General features: G+C 44.5%; 17 protein-coding genes. 2 read left to right on the top strand and 15 right to left on the bottom strand.

From position 1 onward, the window contains the following. Positions 1 to 7: 7 nt before the first annotated feature. The 8 genes from ASV53_RS07500 to ASV53_RS07465 form a co-directional block, all read right to left on the bottom strand. Entirely contained in the window at positions 8 to 1,591 is a 1,584-nt protein-coding gene (locus ASV53_RS07500) for a methyl-accepting chemotaxis protein (protein ID WP_094956646.1), read from the bottom strand. 307 nt (positions 1,592 to 1,898) lie between these two features. Next, complete coding sequence (locus ASV53_RS07495) at positions 1,899 to 2,852, bottom strand: patatin-like phospholipase family protein (protein WP_189337844.1); 954 nt, start codon at positions 2,850 to 2,852, stop codon at positions 1,899 to 1,901. 61 nt (positions 2,853 to 2,913) lie between these two features. Next, the gene (locus tag ASV53_RS07490) at positions 2,914 to 4,242 is read right to left on the bottom strand and encodes a DUF4056 domain-containing protein (RefSeq protein ID WP_141226234.1); all 1,329 of its coding nucleotides are present in this window, start codon (positions 4,240 to 4,242) and stop codon (positions 2,914 to 2,916) included. A gap of 6 nt (positions 4,243 to 4,248) precedes the next feature. Then, complete coding sequence (locus tag ASV53_RS07485; RefSeq protein ID WP_094956644.1) at positions 4,249 to 5,412, bottom strand: BamA/TamA family outer membrane protein; 1,164 nt, start codon at positions 5,410 to 5,412, stop codon at positions 4,249 to 4,251. Between the two features lie 11 nt (positions 5,413 to 5,423). Then, positions 5,424 to 6,335 carry a hypothetical protein gene (locus ASV53_RS07480; protein ID WP_094956643.1) on the bottom strand — a complete coding sequence of 304 codons (912 nt, stop codon included), beginning with the start codon at positions 6,333 to 6,335 and terminating at the stop codon, positions 5,424 to 5,426. A gap of 394 nt (positions 6,336 to 6,729) precedes the next feature. Continuing rightward, the gene (glgB, locus tag ASV53_RS07475) at positions 6,730 to 8,913 is read right to left on the bottom strand and encodes a 1,4-alpha-glucan branching protein GlgB (RefSeq protein ID WP_189337843.1); all 2,184 of its coding nucleotides are present in this window, start codon (positions 8,911 to 8,913) and stop codon (positions 6,730 to 6,732) included. Between the two features lie 4 nt (positions 8,914 to 8,917). After that, entirely contained in the window at positions 8,918 to 11,110 is a 2,193-nt protein-coding gene (gene malQ, locus ASV53_RS07470; protein WP_094956642.1) for a 4-alpha-glucanotransferase, read from the bottom strand. Positions 11,111 to 11,202: 92 nt separating this feature from the next. Beyond that, positions 11,203 to 13,662: a glycogen/starch/alpha-glucan phosphorylase gene (locus ASV53_RS07465; protein WP_062692599.1), complete on the bottom strand. Its 2,460-nt coding sequence runs from the start codon at positions 13,660 to 13,662 to the stop codon at positions 11,203 to 11,205. A gap of 499 nt (positions 13,663 to 14,161) precedes the next feature. Between ASV53_RS07465 and malT the strand changes: the two genes are divergently transcribed. Continuing rightward, positions 14,162 to 16,870, top strand: a complete 2,709-nt coding sequence (gene malT, locus ASV53_RS07460) for an HTH-type transcriptional regulator MalT (protein ID WP_094956641.1) — start codon at positions 14,162 to 14,164, stop codon at positions 16,868 to 16,870. Between the two features lie 42 nt (positions 16,871 to 16,912). Then, positions 16,913 to 17,611 carry a DUF4336 domain-containing protein gene (locus tag ASV53_RS07455; protein WP_094956640.1) on the top strand — a complete coding sequence of 233 codons (699 nt, stop codon included), beginning with the start codon at positions 16,913 to 16,915 and terminating at the stop codon, positions 17,609 to 17,611. 147 nt (positions 17,612 to 17,758) lie between these two features. Here ASV53_RS07455 and ASV53_RS07450 read toward each other — a convergent pair whose 3' ends face one another. The 7 genes from ASV53_RS07450 to trxB form a co-directional block, all read right to left on the bottom strand. Then, complete coding sequence (locus ASV53_RS07450) at positions 17,759 to 19,042, bottom strand: sulfurtransferase (RefSeq protein WP_094956639.1); 1,284 nt, start codon at positions 19,040 to 19,042, stop codon at positions 17,759 to 17,761. Between the two features lie 329 nt (positions 19,043 to 19,371). Next, on the bottom strand, positions 19,372 to 20,535 hold the full coding sequence (gene grdD, locus ASV53_RS07445) for a glycine/sarcosine/betaine reductase complex component C subunit alpha (RefSeq protein ID WP_094956638.1): 1,164 nt from the start codon (positions 20,533 to 20,535) through the stop codon (positions 19,372 to 19,374). Between the two features lie 12 nt (positions 20,536 to 20,547). Next, positions 20,548 to 22,089: a glycine/sarcosine/betaine reductase complex component C subunit beta gene (gene grdC, locus ASV53_RS07440; RefSeq protein ID WP_094956637.1), complete on the bottom strand. Its 1,542-nt coding sequence runs from the start codon at positions 22,087 to 22,089 to the stop codon at positions 20,548 to 20,550. Between the two features lie 78 nt (positions 22,090 to 22,167). Further along, positions 22,168 to 22,632 carry a glycine/sarcosine/betaine reductase complex selenoprotein A gene (grdA, locus tag ASV53_RS07435; RefSeq protein ID WP_275657090.1) on the bottom strand — a complete coding sequence of 155 codons (465 nt, stop codon included), beginning with the start codon at positions 22,630 to 22,632 and terminating at the stop codon, positions 22,168 to 22,170. Positions 22,633 to 22,646: 14 nt separating this feature from the next. After that, entirely contained in the window at positions 22,647 to 23,114 is a 468-nt protein-coding gene (grdA, locus tag ASV53_RS07430; protein ID WP_083541044.1) for a glycine/sarcosine/betaine reductase complex selenoprotein A, read from the bottom strand. Positions 23,115 to 23,329: 215 nt separating this feature from the next. Next, the gene (gene trxA / locus ASV53_RS07425) at positions 23,330 to 23,656 is read right to left on the bottom strand and encodes a thioredoxin TrxA (protein ID WP_062692592.1); all 327 of its coding nucleotides are present in this window, start codon (positions 23,654 to 23,656) and stop codon (positions 23,330 to 23,332) included. 10 nt (positions 23,657 to 23,666) lie between these two features. Then, positions 23,667 to 24,878, bottom strand: coding sequence for a thioredoxin-disulfide reductase (gene trxB / locus ASV53_RS07420; protein WP_062692591.1), 1,212 nt, complete (start codon positions 24,876 to 24,878; stop codon positions 23,667 to 23,669). Positions 24,879 to 25,121: the final 243 nt, after the last annotated feature.

Here is a 25,121-nt window from a genome sequence, read left to right as displayed (position 1 = left end):
AAATAACTTAACGTTGGAACTGTTTCATCAAACGGCTAAGACCTTCTAACCGTTCGACCAAACGCTGAGTGCTTTCTACGGCTCGGTCACTCACCGAAGAAGTAGCAAAGGACAGCTCGTTAATTTGCTCAACATTACGACCAATATCGTCAGACACACCGGCTTGTTCTTCAACCGCCGCCGCTATTTGATGGCTATTGTCTGTCACCCTATTCAGCATGTCGTTAATTTGGCTTAATTGATCGCCCGTTTCTAAGGCTTGGACTCGACACTGCTCTGATAAGTCGCCACCGCGCTCGACAGCATTCACTGCTTGCGCAGCCGTCTGCTGAAGATTCGTAATCATGGCCTGAATTTCTTCTGTCGATGTTTGGGTTTTCTGCGCTAGCGAGCGAACCTCATCCGCCACAACCGCAAAGCCACGTCCAGCTTCTCCCGCCCTTGCCGCTTCAATCGCAGCATTAAGTGCCAATAAGTTAGTTTGATCTGCAATTGAGCCAATCACATCTAAGATGCTTTCAATCTGACGGCTACTGTCTGATAACGCATTAATCACTTGTTTAGAATTATCCAATTCGCTATGCAGTGCTTGCACTGAGTCAATCGTCTCTTGCACACGTTGCTGACCGCCTTCCGACATAGATTGCGCTTGCGAAGTAAGCTCTGATGCTTGCGCTGCACTTTCCGCGACTTCTCGGATCGATATCGACATCTGCCCCATTGCCACCCCAACTTGCTCAGTGGCTTGTGTTTGACGAGCTAAATTAGTTTTAATCTCTTGGGAGTTCGCGCGCTCATCTTCTGCGGAAATCAAAATATCAGCAGAGGTTTCACTCGCACGACCAACAATGGCACGTAGTTCTGCTTGGCGCATACGCAGCGCTAATTCAACAGCAGAGTAATCATCTTTACGGCCAGTATAAACCGCTTCCATCAGCGGGTTGTCGTAGGCTTTAGCTGCCAATTCATTAATCGCGGCTTGGCGCTGCCCCATCTTGCCTGACAAGCCAAGCGCTAACGATGAGATTGCTAGTAAACCAACAGAAGCTAGATTGAAATCAGAAGCAAACATTTGGTAAGCAGCTAGCCCCATAGTCGCGATAAGTAAGCTATTTAAAATATAGCCTTGGCGCAAACGAGGGCGCGTTGCCACACCTGCTTTTTGATTATGCTTTATCTTGCTGTAGATCTCAGAAGCACGATTAATCTCATCACGCGATGGTTGGCTTCGAACCGATTGGTACTCAACAACCCGCCCTTTATCATCAGTAATTGGTGTCACAAAAGCAGAAACCCAGTAATGGTCACCATTTTTACAGCTGTTCTTTACGACTCCCATCCAACTTTTACCAGACTGGACGTATTGCCATAATTGAGCAAACGCGGCCTTAGGCATATCTGGATGACGAACCAAATTATGAGGTTCCCCATACATTTCTTCAGCTTGATAACCTGCGATATCGCAAAAATGCTGATTGGTATACGTGATATGGCTTTTGGGATCTGTCGTAGAAATAAGGTTAAGCGACGAGGAATACTCGCGCTCTTTACCATGAGATTGGGTGTCTTGAAGTGGCGTTGTTTGATGCATTACCAGCCCTTGGATATATAATATTCTTGCAAGCAGATCTGGCTCACCTGCGATTCATAGCAGACAAAAAACATAAGCAACAACCTGCATATAAAAGGAGAAACTGTGACGTTACTCCAACTTTATATACTAAACACAAGTAAAAACAAGTCACTAATGATGCAAATTAAGTTTGGAGGATTTGGTTGACTCAATATCAACCATCTTATTTATACATTAAAACAGCATGTGAATAAACTGCGCATGCTCTTGAGCTTTTGTATCTACAACGTAAGCAATTATAAATAATGGTTAACGTCAAACACAATTAGATCACATCAGATTTAATGACTCTTGGCTCAGCATTCTCAGACTTGTTTAGTAGCGCTTTTAACTGAGGGATATGTGGCAACATCGCGTCATAGCCTGCAGACATTGCCGCTTCACGCTCTTGTCGGTTACCAAAATTCACTAAACTATCATCCCAAGGTGTAGGCCTTACAATAATGTCTGCACTATTTGTTTCTTTTCTTGAAGCATCACAGCTTTGCAGCCAGTAAGTATTTGCAATAACCTTGGCGGCGCTGTCTGTCAGCGGTGGCGGTTGGCTACAAAATACATCTATACCAATCACAATATCGGCCTTCATTTGGCGAGCAGCGTAAACAGGCACTGGTGATAACACACCGCCATCAACTAAAATATCGTTATTGTTTTGAACAGGAACAAATACGCCAGGTACACTCGACGACGTTTGCACTGCTCGGCCCACATCACCATGAGTAAACATCACACTACGCTTAGTTGTTAAATTAGTCGCGACTATCCCTGTTGGTATTGGTAAGTCAGCCACATCATCATAATTAATTTGCTTATTTAGCCACTTGGCCAATGCGCGTCCTTTGATTAAGCCTTGTTTAGATACATTAAAATCCGCAATTTCATGTTCAGAAAATGAATACATAATCTGTTCAATTTCATCGTACTCTTTACTGCTGTATAGCACAGCGGCTATCGAACCGACGGAAGTACCAGTGACGATATCAGCTTTAATACCCGCTTCATCAAGGGCTTTCATTACGCCTAGATGCATCATGCCGCGAGCAGCACCACCACCAAATGCAATCGCTAAGCGTGGTCGTTGTGCCTTATCGTAGCTAGCGCTCACTATACTGTCAGATTGTTGTACCTCTGAAGGCGGCACAATATCTTTTGTTGTGAGCGCATCGTAATAATTTGTGGTCCCACACCCGCTTAAACCAACGGCAAAACTTGTAGCCAAAAACCACCTTTTTGCTGAATTGTAAGATGATTTAAATGATGCACATCGCTTGGCTCGCTGGTTATTTGTCATTGTTCTGCCTTAAAAGGATTAAGTCTTGCTCGTCTTGTTGCTGTGCAAAATCAGCAATTTTTTGAAAATGAATGTGTTCTATGCGCTGTTCCCACAATGCGGGAGGGACATGCGAGAACGTCTCAGCATACCCATCATCAACTTCCAGTACTAAGCGTGCGACGTCGTCAAGCTTCACACCCTCTACTTCGCTTGGCAGTGATAATGGTGTGGGGGAAGCTTGAGTAACTAACGGCGATAATTCGGATGACGCTAGCAAAACCGTATCGCTACCGATAGCGGTCTCATTAACCAAGCCCTTATCTAAACCGCTTTCCAAACCATTCTCTAAACTAATAACATGCGGAGTTTGATGATCGCCCATCGTATAATGACGTTTCAAAATCATATACTTGCTTGGAATCAATTCTGTTGAATCCCACCAATGGCCGTCAACCAAAGCTAACGCTTGTTTAGCTTGACCCGTATTTACCGCCCCTAGCTGTTGCAAGCTGGCGGCAATCCACAACGTTAAGTTCTGATTGTATTCGGTTTCAGTCAGCATTCTGTGCTGCTCGATCAACGCGAGCGTGAGCTTAGCACCGAGCATATTGGAGTACAGATCTTCAGGCGAATATGCAGAAATCGTCTCAGGCCATTGCGAGAAACTACTGTAACCGTGCCATTGTGCTATTTCATGTGATTCTGCTTTGAAGTAAGCAATACGCGCTGCCATATTGGCCGCTATATGCCACTTTTGTGATTGATTGAAGCTTGATACATCAAATGCTTTCATTTCCACATAACGTGGACCTAATTCGGCAGGTAACTCAATACGGTGTTCAGTCCCTAAATTAGCCAACATCTCAAAGAACAGTCCGATAGTGTCATCGGCGCTGTCCCGTACATGGGCTAAATCAATAAAGCCCCCTTGTCGGGTATATAACAAGCCATTATTTTCGCTACCCGCAACACCAGATGCCGAAGCCGAGGCAGGCGTGTAGTGATAAATGCCACTCGCAAATTTATGTGGACCCATATCATCGACGCTAATTACGTTATTTAAACGAAAAAATGGGATTGGCAGTGGTCCAACTTGCACCTTTTGCATATCACCAAACGCGCAGCAAGGGCGGACATTATCCGGTACCGACAAATCTGGTAACTGCGATGTTGCAATTAGCCACTCCTCGTGGCGGAATTCTTCTCCCGATAACATGGCTTGAACATGAGGCTCAGAGGGCATCAAATGAATTTGCCACGCTTCTTCTGTTGCACAGCCATTGAGCAATTGGATAAAAGTGAAGATCAGCAGTGACTTAACGCTAAGATTTATCATTGTTGATTAAAATGCTTCATTTATTGCAAAGTAAAAACCGCTTTCGCCGTTGCCAAATCCCATATCCAAACGAAGATTTACACGCTGCTTAATTTCAAATCGATAGCCAACCCCAACAGTCGTTAGCCATTTTTCTTGCCCTAGCTCACTAAGTTGATCTGACAATGTGCCAGCACCAACCCAGTAAACCATACCGTGTCGACCACCAATTGGCTGACGATATTCAACTTGAGATATCATCATATTACGATCACGATAATGGCCTTGCTCATAACCACGAAGTGCACTCCCACCACCCAGTAATGCCATTTGATCCCAACTTACATCACCAAAATTTGCTTCAAGTAAGGCTTGCCATGCAATGACACCGTCTAATAAATCCGGTGAGTAATAATCACTGTAATTGACCGCCACGCGATCAAACTCATGATCGGAACCCAGTGAAGCACTGAAGTGGGTATAGTCTAACTTCACCAACCGCCCTTGCGAGGCATTTAAAGCAAAATCACGCGAGTCGTAGGCTAAAGACATGGTTACACCGGCACTGAATTGCTGATCTGGGAACCCTGCCAGCGATTGTCCAACCCATGGATTTTGTGGATCTTCAATTTCAGCATCTGATGCTTCATTTTTTGAAAATTCAAACCCTAAACCAACATAAGTGTACTGCATGACTTGTAACAGGCCCTTAACGGAAGCAGCATAAGTTCTACGGGTATAATCGACACGATCGTTATTCAGACCAGCATTCATACCTACGCCATAAAAAACGTCAGGGGAATCCATGATCTCAGCGTCGATAAATAACCGATATTTATCATGGGAAAGATAGTTAGTGTTACTAAATGAAAGGCCGTAAGCACCATTAATCGAACCAAACCCATTAATAGTGACTGAACTAGGCTGTGTCACTGTATCGGCAAGATCAGGTTTATATAACCCCACCGCCGATACACCGATACCAAACTTTTTTTCTGGCGTGTAAAACGGCCCTGGCATTACACTCCAATCAACCCCTTTATCAGGGTTAAACTGGCCATCAGCACCAAGTTCAAGCAACATCTGGTTCAACCAAGCTTGATAGCGTTCGTAGGTTGTCAGTTCTTTCTCTTCAGCGTAGACAGATAATGAGCAGGTCGCCGCGAGGAGTAATGCGAGTGTGTTTTTCATAGTTCACTCACCTAAAATCGTCGGCCAAGGGCGAAAAATAAAGATTCACGCGCACCAAATCCAGCCTCGATTAGTACATCCCAATCACGGTTGAACGCGTACTGCATACCCACAACATTATTCCAGTTACTACTGGCATGCTGGCTTACTTCAAAACCTGCATTATCATTACCCGCATCTTTGGCAATTTTATCAGCGGCAGCAACAACGACAGATGGCAAACCTAAACTGGCAATATCACCAACTAAGAACTGATCAACTTTTTGATACATAACACCGGTGAAAACACGCAATTCACGACCACCGTCGTACTCCCAGCGATAACCCACACGCGGTGCGGCAACGAAAGTACGAATATCGCCCTCAATTGCAGAAATACTGGTGTAGGTGTAGTTCATATCCAGCAAAGCAAACCAGTTGCCCACACCACCCGCCAGCGTTGTACCTATACCGTATGTACCACCATCCATTTCCAGATTGAACATAGTATTTTCAGGCAACTTATCACCGACGGCATTAATTACACCGCAAAGTAAATTGGGTCCATCAAATTTACTGCTATCACAAGTAACAGAGTTGATCTTCGCTTTACTCTCACCTTGGGTATAGCCAATGATGCCATAGACATTCATGAACGGAAAAACCCATACATCAGCACGAACGGTAATGTTCGAACCCGTAAAAGTCGCATTTTTCGCATCAATATCAATGGCTTCAAGCATTGGGGCCCCTGTTAATTCAATACTATCAACAGTAACTGGGTTGCTCATGTCCATGTAAGAAACAGAGATGCCATAAGGCTTTGGCAAGGTATAGCCCAATTTTTCAGCTTCGTTACCCCAAATAGGGAAAAAGGAATCTTGTGCGAAAGTCGTTGGGGAAACTAGCGAAGCGAACAGCAAGGCAACAGCGGGTGTTTTCAAAATTTTATCTCAACAAAAATAACATTCACCTTCATATACAGCTTTTTATTGTGGTATAAGGTGTTGTTTTTACTAGTTATTATATACGTGAACATGTTCACTCTCGCTCGTCATATACCAAGCGATGCGGATTAGAATTCAGCAGATTAATTAATCAAAATAACGCAAGTGGAAAGTAGGCTAAGGGGCAGTTCAACATTTAATTGAACGCTTGTCGATTAAAAAAAAAGAGTATGACATTCAACTTATTCAGTAAACGAATAATACAGCCAGTTTCATGGTTTGACTAGTACGTAATTATTTGCCTTGCAAAAAAATGTAGTGTAACAATTTGATAGATAATAAAAAAGCCCACAATTATATTGTGGGCTTGAATGTTTTCAATTGTTACGATTTATTTCTTGAATGATAAGAACACTGTTGAAAGTGGAGGTAAATCAATAACAATGGAATTGTCTAATCCATGAGAACTAACAACTTGTGTTGGCGTCACTGCATTAACGGCAACACCACTACCCCAATACTCTTCGCTGTCAGTGTTAATTAGCAATTCATATTGACCCGCTTGCGGTACACCTAAGGTGTAGCCTAAACGTGGCACTGGCGTAAAGTTTGAAATAACTAAGACTTTATCGCCATTCAATGCAAAACGTTCATGGGCTAGAATACTTTGTTCAGCATCATCCATTAGGCGCCACTCAAAACCTTCTGTTGAGCAATCTTGCTCATGCAGCGCAGGAACTGAAGTGTACATCTTGTTTAGATCACGAACCAAAGCTTGCGTGCCACTATGACGTGGGTACTCTAACCAATGCCACTCTAGTTGGCCTTCATGTGCCCATTCAGCACTTTGAGCAATTTCAGTGCCCATGAAGTTTAGTTTCTTGCCTGGTTGGCCATACATGTAGCCCAAATAAGCACGTAAGTTGGCTGTTTTCTGCCATTCATCGCCCGGCATTTTGTCCAGTAGTGAGCCTTTACCGTATACCACTTCATCGTGAGATAAAGACAGTACATAGTTTTCACTAAACGCATAGACAAGAGGGAATGTAATAGTATCGTGATGATACTTACGGTTCACAGGCTCTTCTTGCATGTACGATAAGCTGTCATGCATCCAGCCCATATTCCATTTAAATCCAAAACCTAAACCGCCCATATCTGTTGGTTTTGACACCCCAGGGAACGCGGTAGATTCTTCTGCTATAGTCATGGCATTTGGATAATGACGGTAAACTTCTTCGTTCATCCAACGTAATAAGCTAATAGCGTCGTAGTTCTCGTTACCACCGTCGTGGTTCGGGATCCATTGATCATGCTCACGCGAGTAATCGAGGTACAGCATAGATGCAACAGCATCTACACGTAAGCCATCAATGTGGTAATGCTCAAACCAAAACAATGCATTAGACACTAAGAAACGACGAACATGATCACGGCCGTAATCATAAATGTAACTTTGCCAATCTTGGTGCCAGCCACGACGAGGATCAGACTCATTATACAAGTCTGTACCATCAAACTTGGCTAAACCATGATCATCCGATGGGAAGTGCGCAGGCACCCAATCAAGAACGATACCTATACCCGCTTGGTGGCATTGATCAACAAAGTATTTGAAATCATCTGGCGAACCGAAACGACTTGTTGGTGAGAATAAGCCAATTGGTTGGTAACCCCATGAACCATAAAATGGATGCTCAGAAACAGGCATCAATTCAATGTGGGTGTAGCCCATTTCGACAATGTATGGAAGCAAGGTTTCAGCTAATTCACGATAAGTTAGAAACTCACCTTGATCGTTACGACGCCAAGAACCTGCATGCAACTCATAAAAAGACAATGCTTCTTGGTGCTTTGCAGTAACAGGGCGTTGTTGCCACTGCTTATCTTGCCATTGGTAGCGTGATTGGTCGTAAACTTCAGAAGAAAAAGATGGGTACTGTTCCGATGCATAGCCCCAAGGATCGGCTTTATGCGGCAAACCATTACCTTGGCTGTCTTTCAATTCAAATTTATAGCGTGTGCCTTCTTCAAGGTCAGGGATGAACAGCCCCCACAAGCCATCATCAAGACGTTGTAATGGATGACGACGGCCATCCCACGCATTGAATTCACCCACAACACTTACCGCAGAGGCATGTGGTGCAAATACCAAAAAGCGAACGCCAGAAACAGGCAGGTTAGCCTGCTGTAGGGTAATAAGCTGTGCACCCATCTCGCAATGCATTTGCGAAGGCGTCTTCAGCGCATCACCTGCTGGCAAGATAGAGTGAAATTGGTAAGGGTCGTGAATAGTTTGCTCACCCTGAGGCCAGCGAATATGTAGTTGATAATAAGCAGTGGTTAAATCCACATCACCCTCTAAGATGAAGCCACTATCAGCTTCACGGGTTAATGGGTATTTCTCGCCGTTTTGTAGCTCGACGGTTACGCTTTCAGCTCCTGGTATCCATACCCTTAAGGCTATACCGTTTACATCATACTGTGGGCCGAGAAACGAAAACGGGTCTGAGAATGCAGCTCTTTCGAGCTGCAAATATTCCTTATCACTGCGGGTCACTTGGGTGGTGTCCAACGCATTACTCCTGATTAGTGTTTGGACTAGCTTTTGCTCGTGTTTCTGTTAAACGACGAGTCAGGTCAATGATATCCTGGCGGGTAAATAGATCGTCCAAAGTAGTAGAAAGCTTACGACGCCAGTTTGGATATTCATTCACCGTTCCTGGAATATTGACTGGTTTATCCATTTCCAACCAGTCTTCCAGTTGTAGGCTTAGCAATGCACTTGAGCTCGATGCAAGGTGAAGTTGCATGCCTTCACTTAACGAACGGTCCATCGGTACATATGCAGCATTATGCCCTACACCTTGTGGAAGGTAACCGTGCCAGCTCAAACTATCAAGGATTTTTTGCTTACTTTCAGCTCGGCTGTCAAATAAGCCATTAAGTTGTTCTTCATCAGGGTATAAACCCAGTTCTGCACCCATTTTAAGGTCATCACAATGCCAGAAACCACGAAGCGTTGGCATGTCATGTGTACACAATGTTGCCATTGATTGACTAGGGTAATGACTTGGTGAGTAATAACCACCATCTTCAGATGTTTCGAAGAAAAATACCTTGTAAGAATGAATGCCAGCATCTGAAAGTTGACCAACAATCTCATCAGGCACTGTGCCTAGATCTTCACCGATGACAGTACATTGGTAGCGATGTGATTCTAGCGCAAGGATCGACATCATATCTTCAACGGGGTAATACATATACGCCCCTTCCGTTGCCGATTCACCTTTCGGAATCCACCATAGACGCAATAAACCCAGTACGTGGTCAATACGCAATGCACCACAGTTACGCATATTGGCACGAAGTAGCTGTACAAACGGTTCGTAAGACATTTCTTGGAGTACTTGTGGGTTTAGTGGTGGTAAGCCCCAGTTTTGACCTAGAGGACCTAAGATATCTGGCGGCGCACCAATACTAACATCTTGGCAAAGCGCACCATTATCTGCCCATGTCTCGGCACCTGAATCACACACACCTACCGCTAAATCACGGTAAAGGCCCATGGCCATGCCTTTTTCTTCTGCCAGTTCGTTCACTTCTGCTAATTGACTATCCGCCAACCATTGCAGATACATAAACAACTGAACATCTTTACCATTTTCTTTGATAAACGTTTTAACTTCAGCATTATCAAAATGACGTAATTCTTCAGGGAATACAGGCCAGCCCCAAGTATTATCATCTTGTTTTTTCAAATGCGCATGTAACGCATCGAAAGCGGCTTGATGAAGTAAGCTTTCACCGCCATCTTCAACAAACTTCAAAAAATTGTCGGCACGCGCCGTTTTTTTACTTATATGACGCTCAACAAAAGTGTCGAACAACAATGGAAGTACTGCCATTTTCAAGCAAGAAACTTCACTGTAATTCACCCAATTGGTTTCGCGAGCTTCCACTAAACGCTGTTGGAATTCAGGACTGCCAACAAGCTGCTGAGCTTCATCACACTGTGCAAACTCGGCAACAGAGCTAACATCAATGTACATTAGGTTTAACCAACGACGTGATGATGGGCTATACGGACTCGCGCCTTCTGGGTTCGCAGGGAACAAAGAATGGATCGGGTTTAAACCAACAAAATCACCGCCACGTGCAGCAATATCAGCTACCAGTTGTTTTAAATCGCCAAAGTCACCAATACCCCAGTTATGGTTAGTACGTACGGAGTAAAGCTGAACACTGGTACCCCAAAGCTTCTTCTCATTAACAAGCGCTTCCTGCTTATAACAAGACATTGGCGTAACAATCAAAGTCATTTCAAACGGTGATTTACGGCGTTTACGGAACAGTTCAAGTTTGTGGTAACCCCATGCAAGATCGTCGGGTAAAGCAAACGTTAGCTCCCCACCATCTTCACGGTCATCTTTCACTAACTGAGACTGTAACCAGCCTTCCATCACCTCACCTTGTTCTGTAGTTAGGCGCCAGCTAAAATCGCTTACGCGTGCGCTGGCACCTAGCTGCAAAGCAATGTGCATTGCTTCACCACTTCGTACTACTTTCACAGGTGCAAGTACATCTGGACGGTGTTTCTTGCGTGCTGACTCGAGCAATGCTTCGTCATTCTTGGTGTCGTAACCTAAAGCCATTAGTAAGCGTCGAATGGTTTCGTCTTTTACTTTGGCTTCATCACCCCAGGCGCTGACGTAGCTGTCGGCAATTCCCACCATTTCAGCAACTTGTTTTAATGCTTGATTGTCTTTCATCGTTATCTCCGTTAGCGGCCCTTGGGCCGCTACGATGTTTATTTTTGCTGATAAAAAGGTTTTTAAACCGGGCTGTTAAGCACCGTATGCGATTAACGTTTAACCGCTTTTAATTTCCAGATGTTGTTTACGTAATCACGAATACTACGGTCTGAACTGAACTTACCAACCAGTGCTGTGTTCAGAATTGCTTTACGTGCCCATGTTGCTTGGTCACGGTATTCCGCATCAATGCGAGCTTGCGCTTTTACGTAGTCAGCAAAGTCAGCTAATACTAGGTACTGATCGCCACCTTCAAGTAGGTTTTGACGAATCGCAGCCAGTTGACCTGGGTTACCCGGAGTAAACTCATCTGTATCCAATACATCTAACGCTGCACGTAGCAGGCTGTCTGCATGGTAGTAACGGTAAGGGTCGTAACCCTCTTCTTTTAGTTTCAATACTTCGTCTACTAATAAGCCGAAGATAAAGATGTTTTCATCGCCCACTTCTTCGCGGATCTCAACATTGGCACCATCCATCGTACCGACAGTTAATGCACCGTTCAGCGCCATCTTCATGTTACCTGTGCCTGATGCTTCTAGGCCGGCAGTTGAAATCTGCTCTGACACATCTGCTGCAGGAATAATGATTTCAGCAAGGCTTACACGGTAATCAGGAATGAATACCACTTTTAGTTTTCCGCCAAGGCGTGGGTCGTTGTTTACTTTTTCTGCCACTTTGTTGATGGCAAAAATGATGTCTTTCGCTAATGCATAACCCGGTGCTGCTTTCGCTGCAAAGATAAATACACGTGGGTGCATATCAAATGTCGGATCGTTCACTAAGCGGTGATATAGCGCTAAGATGTGTAGCAAGTTCAAGTGCTGACGTTTGTACTCGTGCAGACGTTTGATTTGCACATCGAAGATAGCATTGGTATCAAGCTCGATATCCATGTTATCCAGAACCCAGTCAGCCAGACGTTGCTTATTATCTTTTTTCACTGCCATGTAACGTTTTTGGAAAGCTTTATCTTCCGCAAACTTAGCTAAACCAGACAGTTTATCGAGGTTAGCAGGCCAATCTTTACCTACTTTCTCATTAACCAATTCCGTTAAACCCGGGTTACAGAACTTCAACCAACGGCGAGGGGTTACACCATTCGTTACGTTCTGTAGACGACCAGGGAATAACTCGTTGAATTCAGGGAAAAGATCACGCTTTACCAACTCTGAGTGAAGTGCTGCTACACCGTTAACTGCGTAAGTACTCACTACACATAAGTTCGCCATGCGTACCATGCGTTGCGGGCCTTCTTGAATAATAGAAAGCTTACGTTTTACTTCGTTATTACCAGGCCATTTTGCTTCAACTTCCAGCATAAAGCGGTGGTTGATTTCAAAAATGATTTCCATGTGACGTGGCAGCATATCGGCGATCAGTTTTTCGCTCCATGTTTCCAGCGCTTCTGGTAGTAATGTGTGGTTAGTGTACGCAAAAACTTTCGAAGAAATTGCCCACGCAGCATCCCAACCTAGTTGGTGCTCATCAATCAAGATGCGCATAAGTTCAGGAATAGCAATTGTTGGGTGAGTATCGTTTAGCTGAATGGTTTCTAGCTTCGCAAGATCTTCAATGCTATGACCCGCCGCCGCGTGACGACGAAGAATGTCCGCTACTGAACATGCACAGTGGAAGTACTGCTGCATTAGGCGTAGCATTTTACCTTGGTCGTGATTGTCATTCGGGTAAAGGACTTTTGTTACGTTACCCGCTTCTAGTTGACCGTATTGTGCACCTACGTAATCACCGTCGTTAAAACGCTGTAGATTAAACGGTGCAGGTGAACGACATTCCCACAAACGTAGTGGGTAAACACTCTTGTTGTCATAACCTACGATTGGAAGATCCCATGCAACACCTTCAAGGTTCATTGCAGGTACCCAACGACGTTGAGCTTCACCTTTTTCGTTAGCCTGCGTTTCTACATGGCCAAATAAACCAACAGATTGCGCTAATTCAGGGCGTACTACTTCCCAAGGGTAACCTTCAATCCCACGCCATGCGTCAGGTGTTTCAACTTGATGGCCATCTTCAAATGATTGACGGAATAGACCGTACTCATAGTGCAGGCCGTAACCTACAGCTGGAAATTCTTGTGCTGCCAGTGAATCCATGAAACACGCAGCCAAGCGGCCAAGGCCACCATTACCGAGTGCTGGATCGCGTTCTTCTTCTAGCAGATCAGTTAAATTAAGACCTAGTTCTTCAACGGCTGCACTGACTTCGTCGTACAAACCCATGCTGATTAAGTTATTGCCTGTTAGACGACCAATTAGAAATTCTAAAGAAAGGTAATTAACGCTACGTACATTTTGTTCAGCAACGTGCTTTTCAGTTTCAAGCAGGCTACCAGTGCTGATTTCAGCTAATGCTTTACCTACAGCTAAGTACCAGCTACGTGCATCAGCCGTTTCTTTGGTTTTCGCGTACGTCGTCAGTAAATGCTTCTCTACTGAAGCTTTAAATAATGCTTTATCAAATTGTTGTGCTTGACCACGTGTTGTCATGGTTCATTCTCTCTCTAAGATTATCTCAACTGGAATCTATGCTGCCTGTTATCCCTAACGAAAGCATCCTCCTGAATTTTGGGACTAGAGGGAGGAGGAGGAGGGGCGTAGGTCAGTTAAGTACGTACTTTTTGTGACTCAAACCAAAGTTCAGGGGGGAGAGAACATCATCCAATGAAAATTAATGCAATATGATTCACACTTTAATCGCTAATTTTCACGTGCAGCTGGATGATTATTATCCCAGTTGAATTAGCATATTTGTGATTTGGTTCATAAATCAAGGGATGAGAGAGCGATGTTCTGGTTACATTGCCCTTTTGCTAGGTAAAGTATTGGGTAAGATCAAATGCCGCACTATTCATTTAAGGCATGATTTTAAGGCCAAATGAACATAACAGACCAAGGAAGTGAAAGGTCGTTACGTCACTTTCCCCAATAACAAGAATTATATTGTGGTCATATTCAGAGTCGAAACAACGGATTAGACAAAAGAACTATGTGGATACCATCGAAACTAACGCGCCCGGCGCGCCTTCATAATGCCATTCTCCGTCCTCGCTTGCTGGATCGTCTTAATCAAGCACCGTTTTACCGTCTGGTACTTTTCCGCTCTCCAGCGGGCTACGGTAAAACCACTATGGCAGCACAATGGCTAAACGATCACCCACATACTGGGTGGTTGAACATTGATGAAAGCGATAACGATACATTTCGATTCGCGAACTACTTCTTACAATCCATAAACAAAGCCACTAATGGCGCCTGTTTAAAAACACAAGCAATGGCTGAACGCCGTCAATTTGCTTGCTTATCAACGCTATTTAGCGAGCTTTTCGGCGAAATTGCTGAATATAACGCCCAAACATATTTAGTATTAGATGACTACCATGTCATCAACAATGAAGACATTCATGACGGTATGCGTTTCTTCCTTAAGCACATGCCGGACTGCCTCACTCTTGTCGTCACGAGCCGAACTCAACCACCACTGAGTACCGCTAACCTACGTGTGCGTGATTTATTGATTGAAGTAGACAACGAGCATTTAGCCTTCGATCAAGAAGAAACCCAACGCTTCTTCCAAAAGCGTGTCAGTGAAGATATTGAACTCACAGTACTAAATTCATTGCGCGAGCAAGTTGAAGGTTGGCCATCAGCACTACAGCTGATCGCCCTTCATGCCCAACAAAAACCAAATCACTTAGCAGAATCTGCCGAGTCAATGGCAAGCTTTAATCGGGGCCACTTGTGGGATTACCTTGCGGAAGAAGTATTTGATCAACTCGATCGCGATACTCAGCAATTCTTATTGCAATGCTCAGTATTAGATATTTTCAATGCACAGTTAGTGACTGACTTAACAGGCCGTAGTGATGCACTGGCAATGCTCGAGTCACTGAACCGTTTTGGATTATTCCTTAACACGCTTGAAAGTAACGATAACTGGTATCGCTTCCATAATTTATTTGCAGAATTCCTTCGCCATCAGCGCTATTCTCAAATTCCGCAACAACAATCAGAACTGCATACACAAGCGGCTTACGCTTGGCTAAAACAAAAAAGCCCGCAACAAGCGCTGATCCATGCGCTAAAGAGTGAGAATCAAGATCTGATTGTTGAAGTACTGACAGACTTCGGCTGGAACATGTACCATCACGGAGAGTTGAAATTACTAGAAGACTCTATTGCTTCCTTAACAACGGACAAACTATTCTCTTCTCCTCGCCTTGCTCTCCTTCGCGCATGGCTGGCACAAAGCCAACACCGTTATAACGATGTGGGTGATCTGATTAATGAGACCAAAGCACAATTAAGTAAGCACAGCATCGAGTTAGATGATGCGCTGCAAGGTGAGTTTAACGCCTTACTGGCGCAGGTTGCGATCAACCAGTCTAAACCCGAAGACGCTTTGCTATTATCAGAACAAGCGCTAGGTCAATTGCCTTCAACGACTTACCGCAGCCGAATTGTTGCAACATCGGTAGTCGGTGAGGTCCACCACTGCTTAGGTAACCTCAGCCGTGCATTACCTATGATGCAGCAGACAGAAAAAATGGCGCGCCAGTACCATGTTTACCATCAAGCACTTTGGGCACTACTGCAACAGAGCGAGATTCTGGTGGCCCAAGGTTACATTCAATCGGCTTACGAGCTATTAGATCAAGCCTTCAAGCTGGTAAAAGAGCAACACCTTCAACAAGTGCCACTGCATGAGTTCTTGCTACGTTTACGTGCACAGATCCTATGGTGTTGGAACCGCTTAGAAGAAGCTGAAGAGTGTGCCCATAAAAGCCTAGAAGTGTTAGCTCCTTTTGATGAAACCAAATCATTGCACGCCTATTCCATGCTGGCGCGTATTGCGATCACTCGTGGTGAACTCGATAAAGGTGCACGCTATTTAGACCTGTGTAACAGCCTGGTAGAACGATCTGAATACCATATTGACTGGCGTGCAAATGCTGATTTTGCCAACATTCTTTACTGGCAAGCAAAAGATGATAATCAAAGCCTGGCTGATTGGCTAAAACAGGCGGAGCGCCCTGAAGGGGGGTGTAACCACTTCCAGCAGCTACAATGGCGCAATATTGCCCGAACGCACTTGACGCTCGGCGAGTATGACCAAGCGCATGAAATTTTACTTTCACTGCAAGAAGATGCGGGAAAGTACAATTTAGTCACAGACAAAAATCGAAATCTTGTGGTACAAGCGGTATTAAGTAAACGTCAGGGGGAACGTGATACTGCACTTTTATACCTTAAAGAAGCATTACAACTGACCAATAGTACTGGCATGATTGGTAACTTCTTATGCGAAGCGAATACCATCTGCGACCTACTAAAAGAGTTAGTCGATACGCGCCAATTAAGTGAGCTTGAACTTCATCGTGCACAACAACTGCTACGTGAAATGACGAGTAAAGAACGAAACCGCTCTGTTCATTTTGATGAAAGCTTTGTCGATAAACTACTGACACTCCCCGATGTACCGGAGTTAGTACGCACTAGCCCACTGACACAGCGTGAATGGCAAGTTCTAGGCTTAATATATACGGGTTATAGCAATGAACAAATTGCATCTGAGCTAGATGTTGCATCGACAACCATCAAAACTCATATCCGTAATTTGTACCAAAAATTGAATATCGCCAATCGCCAACAAGCTATTGAAACCGCTGAACGTTTACTTGGATTGATGGGGGTTTAACGCCCCCCTTCTTGCACCACAAACTAGGTTAAGGATAACCACTTGATAGAATGGGCTACTGATCGCCTTTGGTACTACGACATGCCGCTCAACGTGAGCGGTATTCCTGTGGGTGCCCGTATGACCGTTATTCGGCTCAACAATAAAAAACTGCTTATTCATTCTCCGATACAGCTTACGACTAAATTACAGTTAGCACTGAGCAGATTGGGGCAAATACATGCCATTGTTACCCCCAATATTAATCATCACCTTTTTCTGTCTGAATGGTGGCTTGCCTACCCTGACGCTTACTTTTTTGCCCCTCCAGGGTTACAACAAAAGCGCTCTGACTTGATCTTTGATGATGCCCTGAGCGCGACAACGCCTGCATTGTGGCGTAATCAGCTATTACAAACGCTGATCAGGGGGAGTGACAAAATGGAAGAAGTGGTGTTTTGTGATCCACAATCGCACACCCTAATTGTGGGTGATACCTTAGCTTGGATGAAAGACTGCACCAACCCACTTTCAATAGGCTTAGCTTTACTCAATGGCTGCTATCAACAACCAGCAATGCCACTCTATTGGCGGTTATCGTTTTATGACAAAACGCGGTTGCGTCAGTCACTGCAAGAGATCTTAACCTGGCCATTTGACCGCATCATTCTTGCTCACGGTCGAGTGATCTCTGAAAACGGCAAACAGTATTTTGCCGATGCTTTTGCGTGGGCTCTTAAGCCAACAACGGCACCCCATTAACTGCCAGTGTAAGACAGATAAGGCTATATAAACCTCATTACAAATGAAGCGCTGAATATAAAAATAGCGGGCTAATTTGCCCGCTATCAACTTCACAATGCGAAGTTTCTCTCCCGAATAAGATGACCCAGAGCTAATGCAAAATCGTTATGACATAGGACCAACTAAGGTTGGATTGGTTTTAATACCGCTCCACTCATACCAGCCACCATCATAAACGCTAATATCTTTCCAACCCATCACATAGGCGTAGAAGAAAGTTTCTGACGCCCGCCACCCCGTACCACAATAAAAAGACACTTTCTGATTACGATCGATTTCCCATTGATGCCAGAAATGTTCAATCTCGTCAGCGCTTTTCATGGTCTCATCGGGGTTACGAAAATCTTCAAGGCTATTTGCATCACTGCCACCATGACCCCATTTTGCACCCGGTATACGCCCTTTTGGCTTAATATAGTTATAACCACTGATTTTGCCTAGGTACTCATCCCAAGTACGAATACTGACTAACGAATTCGTTTTTGGTGAGTCATCAAGAATGGCTTTCGCCTCAGCCATATCAATGATCAATTCAGGATTAGCAGGAATATCTCGGCCAAAATCTGCCACTTTCTCTGCTGTTTGCAACATAGGCTCTGACGTTAAGCCAGCACCAACCCATGCCGTCCAACCACCATTTAGTAGGCGTACATCTTCAACACCTGCGTACATCATAATACTCGCAGCACGCGCGGCCGCCATATTATTGCGCCCATACAAAATCACTGTGGTGTCGTAACGAATACCTAAATCTTGCAGCAAGGCCGTGAGTTTATCGTTACTAACTCGATTCCAAAGCGGCTTTGTTTCTATATTATTGGTATTTAGATACAGTGCTGTCGGTATATGTGAAACAAGGTATTTTGTCGGCGGCCCCCAAGCAACCTCAACTAGTTTATAGTCGGTTTTAGGAGCATAAAGTGGTTGCTGTCCATCAATGACTTGTTTGAGCCACTCAGGACCAACAAGCTGCTGAAATTTGGGTAACGCGGTAAGTGAGCCAGAATAATTTGAGAGCGGCTCTTCAATTACAGATACCGATGTAAATCCTTGGTCAGCCAAGGCTGTCACCATTTTTTGGCTAGCCGCTTGGTCGCAATACAAATAGGTAGGCTTATCTGCATTTAGCTGTTTTTCCACCAGCAGTTGGTTAAGCGCCGAGGCGTCAATTCTGTCCAACCACTGGGCATCAAAATTGACCGCATTAGGGTAATGACCACCTAGCTTTGAGCCCGCTTCTGGCCATCCGTTATAAAAATTACTCGAGCGACAATCAATCACTTGCTTCGCTTCATCAAGGGTTTTAGATAACTGATCAAACGTCATTGCTTGAAGCCCAAAACTAGAAAAAACAATAACGGATAACAGCGCTTTCCTCATTGTATTCATCAGCCAACCTTACTATTACTGGATGCCACTCTTCACTTCATGACATCAGTTAAACACAGCACTGATTATAATGAAACAAAGCACATATTATGGCGACTAGTCTCTCAACTTGATACCGAGCGAAGCTTTAAGCCTAAATATGAGACATAAGCGAGATTAAATATTGATTACTGGTATTGGTTACTAGTTCTTGGTTGCTGGTTACTGGTTGTTGAAAGGCGGCGAAATAATGGGGGATAAGAGAAATATCGATAAAACGGAGGGAGATAGAAAAGAGCACTACTCACCTTAGGCTTTCATGCTCAATAAATCATTTTTAAGTTGTGACGCTAGCTAAGAAACTCTGTTTCAACTAGACGTGCTTTGGCTGCATCCAAATCTTCTTTTGCCACTAAGATAATAGGACCAGTACACCCCATACCTGTGCGAGCAAAGATCTTCACTTGCCACAGTGCTTGGCATGCATCTTCGATTTCTAAAATATCAATGCCACCAATATCTGTGTCAGTCACCTTTTCAGGTGGTGCAATTACAGCTTCTGTTGTTTCTACTGGCGTTTTTGGCTGACAATATTTTGCTAAAGTACTGTTTAAGCCTGATAAGGTTGCTGCTTCCCATTCCTCGTCAACGCGCTTCATCACCTCTCCTTTTGCTGCATCTGCGCATAATCTCATGGCACCAGCCACAACAGGTGCACCCGACGCCCGAGAGATAATGTTCACTAGCTTCCCTGCCGTACCTTCACCCAGCCCAGGCCCATAACCAAAGCCAGAGGCTTCATAGCTACCACCTGTAGTGAACGAAGAAAACATTTTCATCAGCAAATTGCCAGTTAGACTATCGGTCACCATCACATCAGGCGTACCTTGCAGCAAATCATTACCGCGCATGGCAATCCCGCCATCGGCACGTCCTGATTCTGCAAAGTGAATGTCATAACCCGCTTGTTGAAGTTCACGTAATCCACGCTCACATAACGCTGCACCGTCAATATTAAGCACACCAACAGTCGGTTGCTCAATACCCGTCGCTTTTGCTAATGCAATACCATACAAGGTATTTTTGAGCATCGCCGCTTGGCGGTTGGTATCTGTAGTCCCAGTCGTAGACGCAATGATCATCTCGCGTCCAGTACTCGGAGTTACCACTTTACCCATGGTGCTTACACCAAGAGGGAAGGCATAATGCAAAGTGACACAACCGTCGATTTGCTTCTGCTCAAACAAGCTTTCCATCACTTGGTGACATTGGTTTAAATCCTCTGCAGGGTGGCATTCAAAACCACACTCAGGATCATTACAGCCAATTAACACCGGTTCGATGTCGCTATGCTGTCTTGCAACTAATTGAGCACCTCGGAGCAGTTCTTGTGGGCCGTGTTCGCTGCCGATCAGCGTGAGAGCAATTCGGGTTTTCTTACCAAATTGTCCACTTAACAGGCCATCCGCCATTGCTGAAAACGTGTCGGACAGTTGTTGATTGATATTCGCCATCGCAACCTCCGATTACTTCTCGCTCTTCGCGTTTAGCAAGTTCTCAGCCACATCGCGCATTGCTTGCGCCACAACCTGTTTCACTTGGTTCTCATCAAACACTTCATCTTGCTTGCCGCTGTTCTTCTGAACCACGAAGCTCAAACCATCAAACAAGTTAGTCATACGCCCTAAGAACAAGCTGCCTTTACCCACCATCATGAAGTTTTTAATTTCATCATTTAGGATCATGTCACGGCCAAAGCCAAGGAAAGGTACGCCTGATGGAATGTGCCCTTGCGTTGGTGCAAAGCCCGTCATGCCATGTTTTTCAACAAACGCTGGCAACTGAGTGCGTTCCATCTGCCCTTCTTTCACCGCTAGCGCTGCAATCATTTTGTAGTTTGATTCCGGCACATTACCCGCGCCCGCAGGTTTGGTGATCTCTGGGTTTTGCATCTCCACCGAGTACTTATCGATGTCTGTCATCTTCATGCCAGCAGCTTTAAGTGGCGCAGCAATCAGCGCAGTCATAACCGCTTGAGGCGATGAACCCGTACCAATTTGGTGACGACCGATGATGTCAGAGTTAATTTCTGGACTAACACCGTCATTTTCAGTCACCATGCAAGCAAAGCCCGCAATGCAATCTTCTAACACTGGCATGTTGTTTTTAACATGGTCACGGCCGTTCATACCGAGTTTCGCTACTGCGCCACCCGCGACAACCATCACATTCTTAAATATGCCAGACTTAACCAAAGCAGAGGCTAGCATCATGGCATGCGCTGGTGCCGCACAGAAACCACGAACGTCCGAACCTGTCGCGCTATTACAGCCAATAGATTCACCGATGGCTTTTGCAAAGTTGCCACCACCACGCTGGTTAATGTCACCACATGCTTCTTCAGAACACTCAATCAAGTAATCGACTTTATCGAGATCAATCCCCTGCTGTTTAAGGTGCATTGCCGCCATAACGCCAGATGCTTTAGTGCAGAGGTTTTCTAGCATGATATGCGCAGATAAGTTTTCATCTTCATCATGCGCAGCTTTCACACAACCGACAATTTCACCATTCATCATCAAGACTTCAGCATGATGATGTTCAAGCAAGGCTAAGATTTGATCTTTTGTGATGAGCTGGTGACCAGCAAGCAGGTCAACGTCATCGCCATACAACGAATGATGCGCCACTTGTCCGTGGTAAGTGTCGATAAACTCTTGGGTCAGTTGCACCAAATTGAACACATCAACGTGGTTCAACATGGCATAAAATTGGGCTTGGTTATAAATTTCACCAAACTTACCTTGGTTGGCATTGTGTTCTTTATTTTCAAACCAAGGTTGAGGAATATCAGAGAGTTGCTGCGGTGTTAGGTTACCGATGTAACACTGGTTGGCAGGGTAAGAGACAACATCTTCATATGGACGAAGGTGGTCTTTTAGCTGCTGAAAATAAGGGTCTGAAGGATCTTTTGCCCGCGCTTGTACTTGTACTGAACCGTGTTGAATCAATACATCTGGGGTATGGGCGAGCACGTAGCTCACACCTTTAATTACTGCGTATCCCATTGTTACTCCTGCATCCGAGCCGGATAAAAGGTTCGAACCTGCCTAAACAAACAGATCCGAACCAGCATTGAGATATACTTATGCTAATGCAGTTTCGCTGCGGTATTGTTGCATTTCCGCTTTGATAGCATCGACATCAAGTACCATTTCCATCATTCCAACTTGTTCTTCATAGACAGCTGGATCAACGGCATTTTTAACTTCGTCTTCCACCACGTGATAACAAGAAAGTCCTAACTGGACTCCCGCTAATGGTCCTGCAAAAGTCGGATCACCTGTGGTGACAGTTTCACATGCTAGGCCAGAAGCTTCTGCTTCTGCGCCGCCAAGAATCACAACGAGATTCTCTGCGCCTTTTTCCTCAGCAAGTGTTTTAATCCGCTTTTGATTTTCCAGATCCATTGCGCCAGCGCTTGTTCAGACGAAACATTCTGTAGTAGAGAAAGCAACGTGAGCACCTGTAGTCTTCATGCAAGCTTCGATTGCCTGACCAGGTACGCCATCGCGGTCTCCAAGAATGATCACTGTTTTATTAGCGAACACAATCTTTCTCCCGATTAAACATACTTTCCGAATTGCTCACGATACTCTTTAACCTCTGCCACGATGGCATCGACATCAAGTACCATTTCCATCATGCTTATCTGTTCGTCATAGACGCCAGCATCCACATTTTCTTTAATTTCCGGCTCAACCACATGATAACAAGAGAGTCCTAACTGGACTCCGGCTAATGGACCGGCAAAAGTAGGATCGCCGTTAGTAACGGTTTCACACGCTAGGCCAGAAGCTTCTGCTTCCGCGCCACCAAGTACGACTACCAGATTCTCTGGGCCAAACTCGTCAGCAAAACCTTTGATCCTCTTTTGATTTTCCAGATCCATAGCACCTGCGCTGGTTCAGACGAAACACTCAGTTGTAGAGAAAAGAACATGCGCACCAGCAGATTTGATACAAGCTTCAATTGCTTGTCCTGGTACACCGTCTCTGTCTCCCAAGATAATAACTTTCTTATCTTTGAGCATTGTTCACTCCAAGGGTACAGATTACTACGATCATGCTTATCAGCTTATGGACAACCACGTACTGAGTTCACATGGATTTTATAAAGCACTTTCTTTCTTACCCTGCTTTCATCGAAAGCCATGTAGAGAAAGCGAGGCTTATATTTGCGCCAACAGGCCGTTGCCTATTAAATACAAATTCATTGGGTGTAGATCAGTTACACCTACTTATACTTTTATGCTGTTTCAGCGATGTAGCTTTCTACTTTGTTCGCAACATCTTCCATTTCTAGCTCTTCGCCAGAAAGGTGTTCAATCTTTTCACCATTTTTGTAGAAAACAAATGAAGGAAGACCCATCACTTTCTGCGCCATCGCCAAGCGACGGTTACCTTGAATATTCAGTTTGCAGAATTTGATCTCGTTGCCATATTTTTCAGCTAATTCCATTACTTCTGGCATCAGTTCAATACAGCGACCACAACTTTCGCTCCAGAAATCAACCAGTACAACGCCATCTACTTTCACTTCAGCATCAAAGTTATCTTTATTTAGTTCGATCATTGCGTTTTCCTTAATACAGAGTATCTAACTCAGCAATATCCTTAACATTCACTCGCTTGGCTTCCTGCCCAGCGTCAAATCGGATCACAACTGGCACATCTGAAACCGAGAAACGGTTCGCAATATTTTGGCTTTTATAGGTATCTATAGTGACAACGCGCTGATCTGGCTTATCTTTGCAATCTTGTTCTAGCTGATTAATCACAGCTAAACTTTCTTTGCTTAGTGGATTCCAGAACGCCACCATTGCCGTACCGCCAAACTCAGACACAGATTTGCGCCAATTTTCTTCTTCTTCGATATAACGGTCTGCCGCGACTGCCGCGATTGCACCATCGCCGGCTGCGGTGACTACTTGACGAAGGAATTTATCAACGACATCACCCACTGCAAAAATACCGGGAACATTGGTTTCTTGTTTTTCATTGGTGATGACATAACCTTGTGGGCTTAATGCCACTTGGCCTTTAATGAAATCTGTTTTTGGCACCGTGCCAACAAACATAAAGACACCATCAGCAGACAGCTCTGTGATTTCCCCTGTTTTTAGATGCTTAAGCTTCACACCGCTAACAAGTTCATCACCGCAGATTTCTTCAACCACAGAGTTCCAAACAAACTCGATTTTATCGTTAGCAAATGCTTGCTCTTGGGCTGTGCGATCAGCATCAAGAATGCCTTGATCATGCAGCACGATCATGGTGACTTTATTAACAAACTTGGTGAGGAATACAGATTCTTCAACCGCAGTATTACCGGAGCCTACAACGACAACGTCAAGCTCTTCGTAAAAATCAGCATCGCAAGTTGCGCAGTATGAAACACCTTTACCACGGAACTCTAATTCACCCGTGATACCTAGAATGCGCGGTGTAGCACCCGTTGCTACTATGATGCTCTTGGTCTGATAAATTTCGCCTTTGCTCGTTGTTAGCGTCTTAATAAAGCCATCATCAGCAATTGTGATTTCAGACACGAGTCCGCGAGCAAACTCCACACCAAACTTATTACAGTGTTCACGGAACATATCCATAAGTTGTGGACCTGTCGCTTCCACAATACCTGGGTAGTTTTCCATTTCACTGGTTGTCGCGGCTTGACCGCCTGTATTTCGCTTATCTTCAATGATCAGGGTTTTCATTTTGCCACGAGCAGCATAAACCCCGGCTGACATACCACCAGCACCGCCACCAATTATGATGACATCGTATAGTTCAGACATATAATTCACCGATTGCTATTTCACGACTACATGCCCTTTCACCCAAAAAGGAATAATAAGGACATATCAAAACAAATCAGTTCTGCGACAGCTTCTCTAATAAGGTGGCAAGTATTTATAACTGTGAACCAAATCACTTAGACTTTAATAAGCTGTTAGTTTGACTCTGGATAGCAAAATATAGCTATCTACTACCCAGATATAATCTCTTCTGCTTTTAACTTGTAAGTGATTATAATTAGT

Origin of the sequence: Photobacterium sanguinicancri, assembly GCF_002265265.1 — a bacterium.
In the GTDB taxonomy this organism is placed as follows: Bacteria; Pseudomonadota; Gammaproteobacteria; order Enterobacterales; family Vibrionaceae; genus Photobacterium; species Photobacterium sanguinicancri.
This window is presented reverse-complemented; position numbering and strand designations above follow the sequence as displayed.

Coding starts and splice junctions, on each gene's coding strand:
- ASV53_RS07500 (WP_094956646.1), bottom strand. CDS start 1,591: ATGCATCAAACAACGCCACTTCAAGACACCCAATCTCATGGTAAAGAG.
- ASV53_RS07490 (WP_141226234.1), bottom strand. CDS start 4,242: ATGATAAATCTTAGCGTTAAGTCACTGCTGATCTTCACTTTTATCCAA.
- ASV53_RS07485 (WP_094956644.1), bottom strand. CDS start 5,412: ATGAAAAACACACTCGCATTACTCCTCGCGGCGACCTGCTCATTATCT.
- malQ (WP_094956642.1), bottom strand. CDS start 11,110: ATGAAAGACAATCAAGCATTAAAACAAGTTGCTGAAATGGTGGGAATT.
- ASV53_RS07465 (WP_062692599.1), bottom strand. CDS start 13,662: ATGACAACACGTGGTCAAGCACAACAATTTGATAAAGCATTATTTAAA.
- malT (WP_094956641.1), top strand. CDS start 14,162: ATGTGGATACCATCGAAACTAACGCGCCCGGCGCGCCTTCATAATGCC.
- ASV53_RS07450 (WP_094956639.1), bottom strand. CDS start 19,042: ATGAATACAATGAGGAAAGCGCTGTTATCCGTTATTGTTTTTTCTAGT.
- grdD (WP_094956638.1), bottom strand. CDS start 20,535: ATGGCGAATATCAATCAACAACTGTCCGACACGTTTTCAGCAATGGCG.
- grdC (WP_094956637.1), bottom strand. CDS start 22,089: ATGGGATACGCAGTAATTAAAGGTGTGAGCTACGTGCTCGCCCATACC.
- trxA (WP_062692592.1), bottom strand. CDS start 23,656: ATGATCGAACTAAATAAAGATAACTTTGATGCTGAAGTGAAAGTAGAT.
- trxB (WP_062692591.1), bottom strand. CDS start 24,878: ATGTCTGAACTATACGATGTCATCATAATTGGTGGCGGTGCTGGTGGT.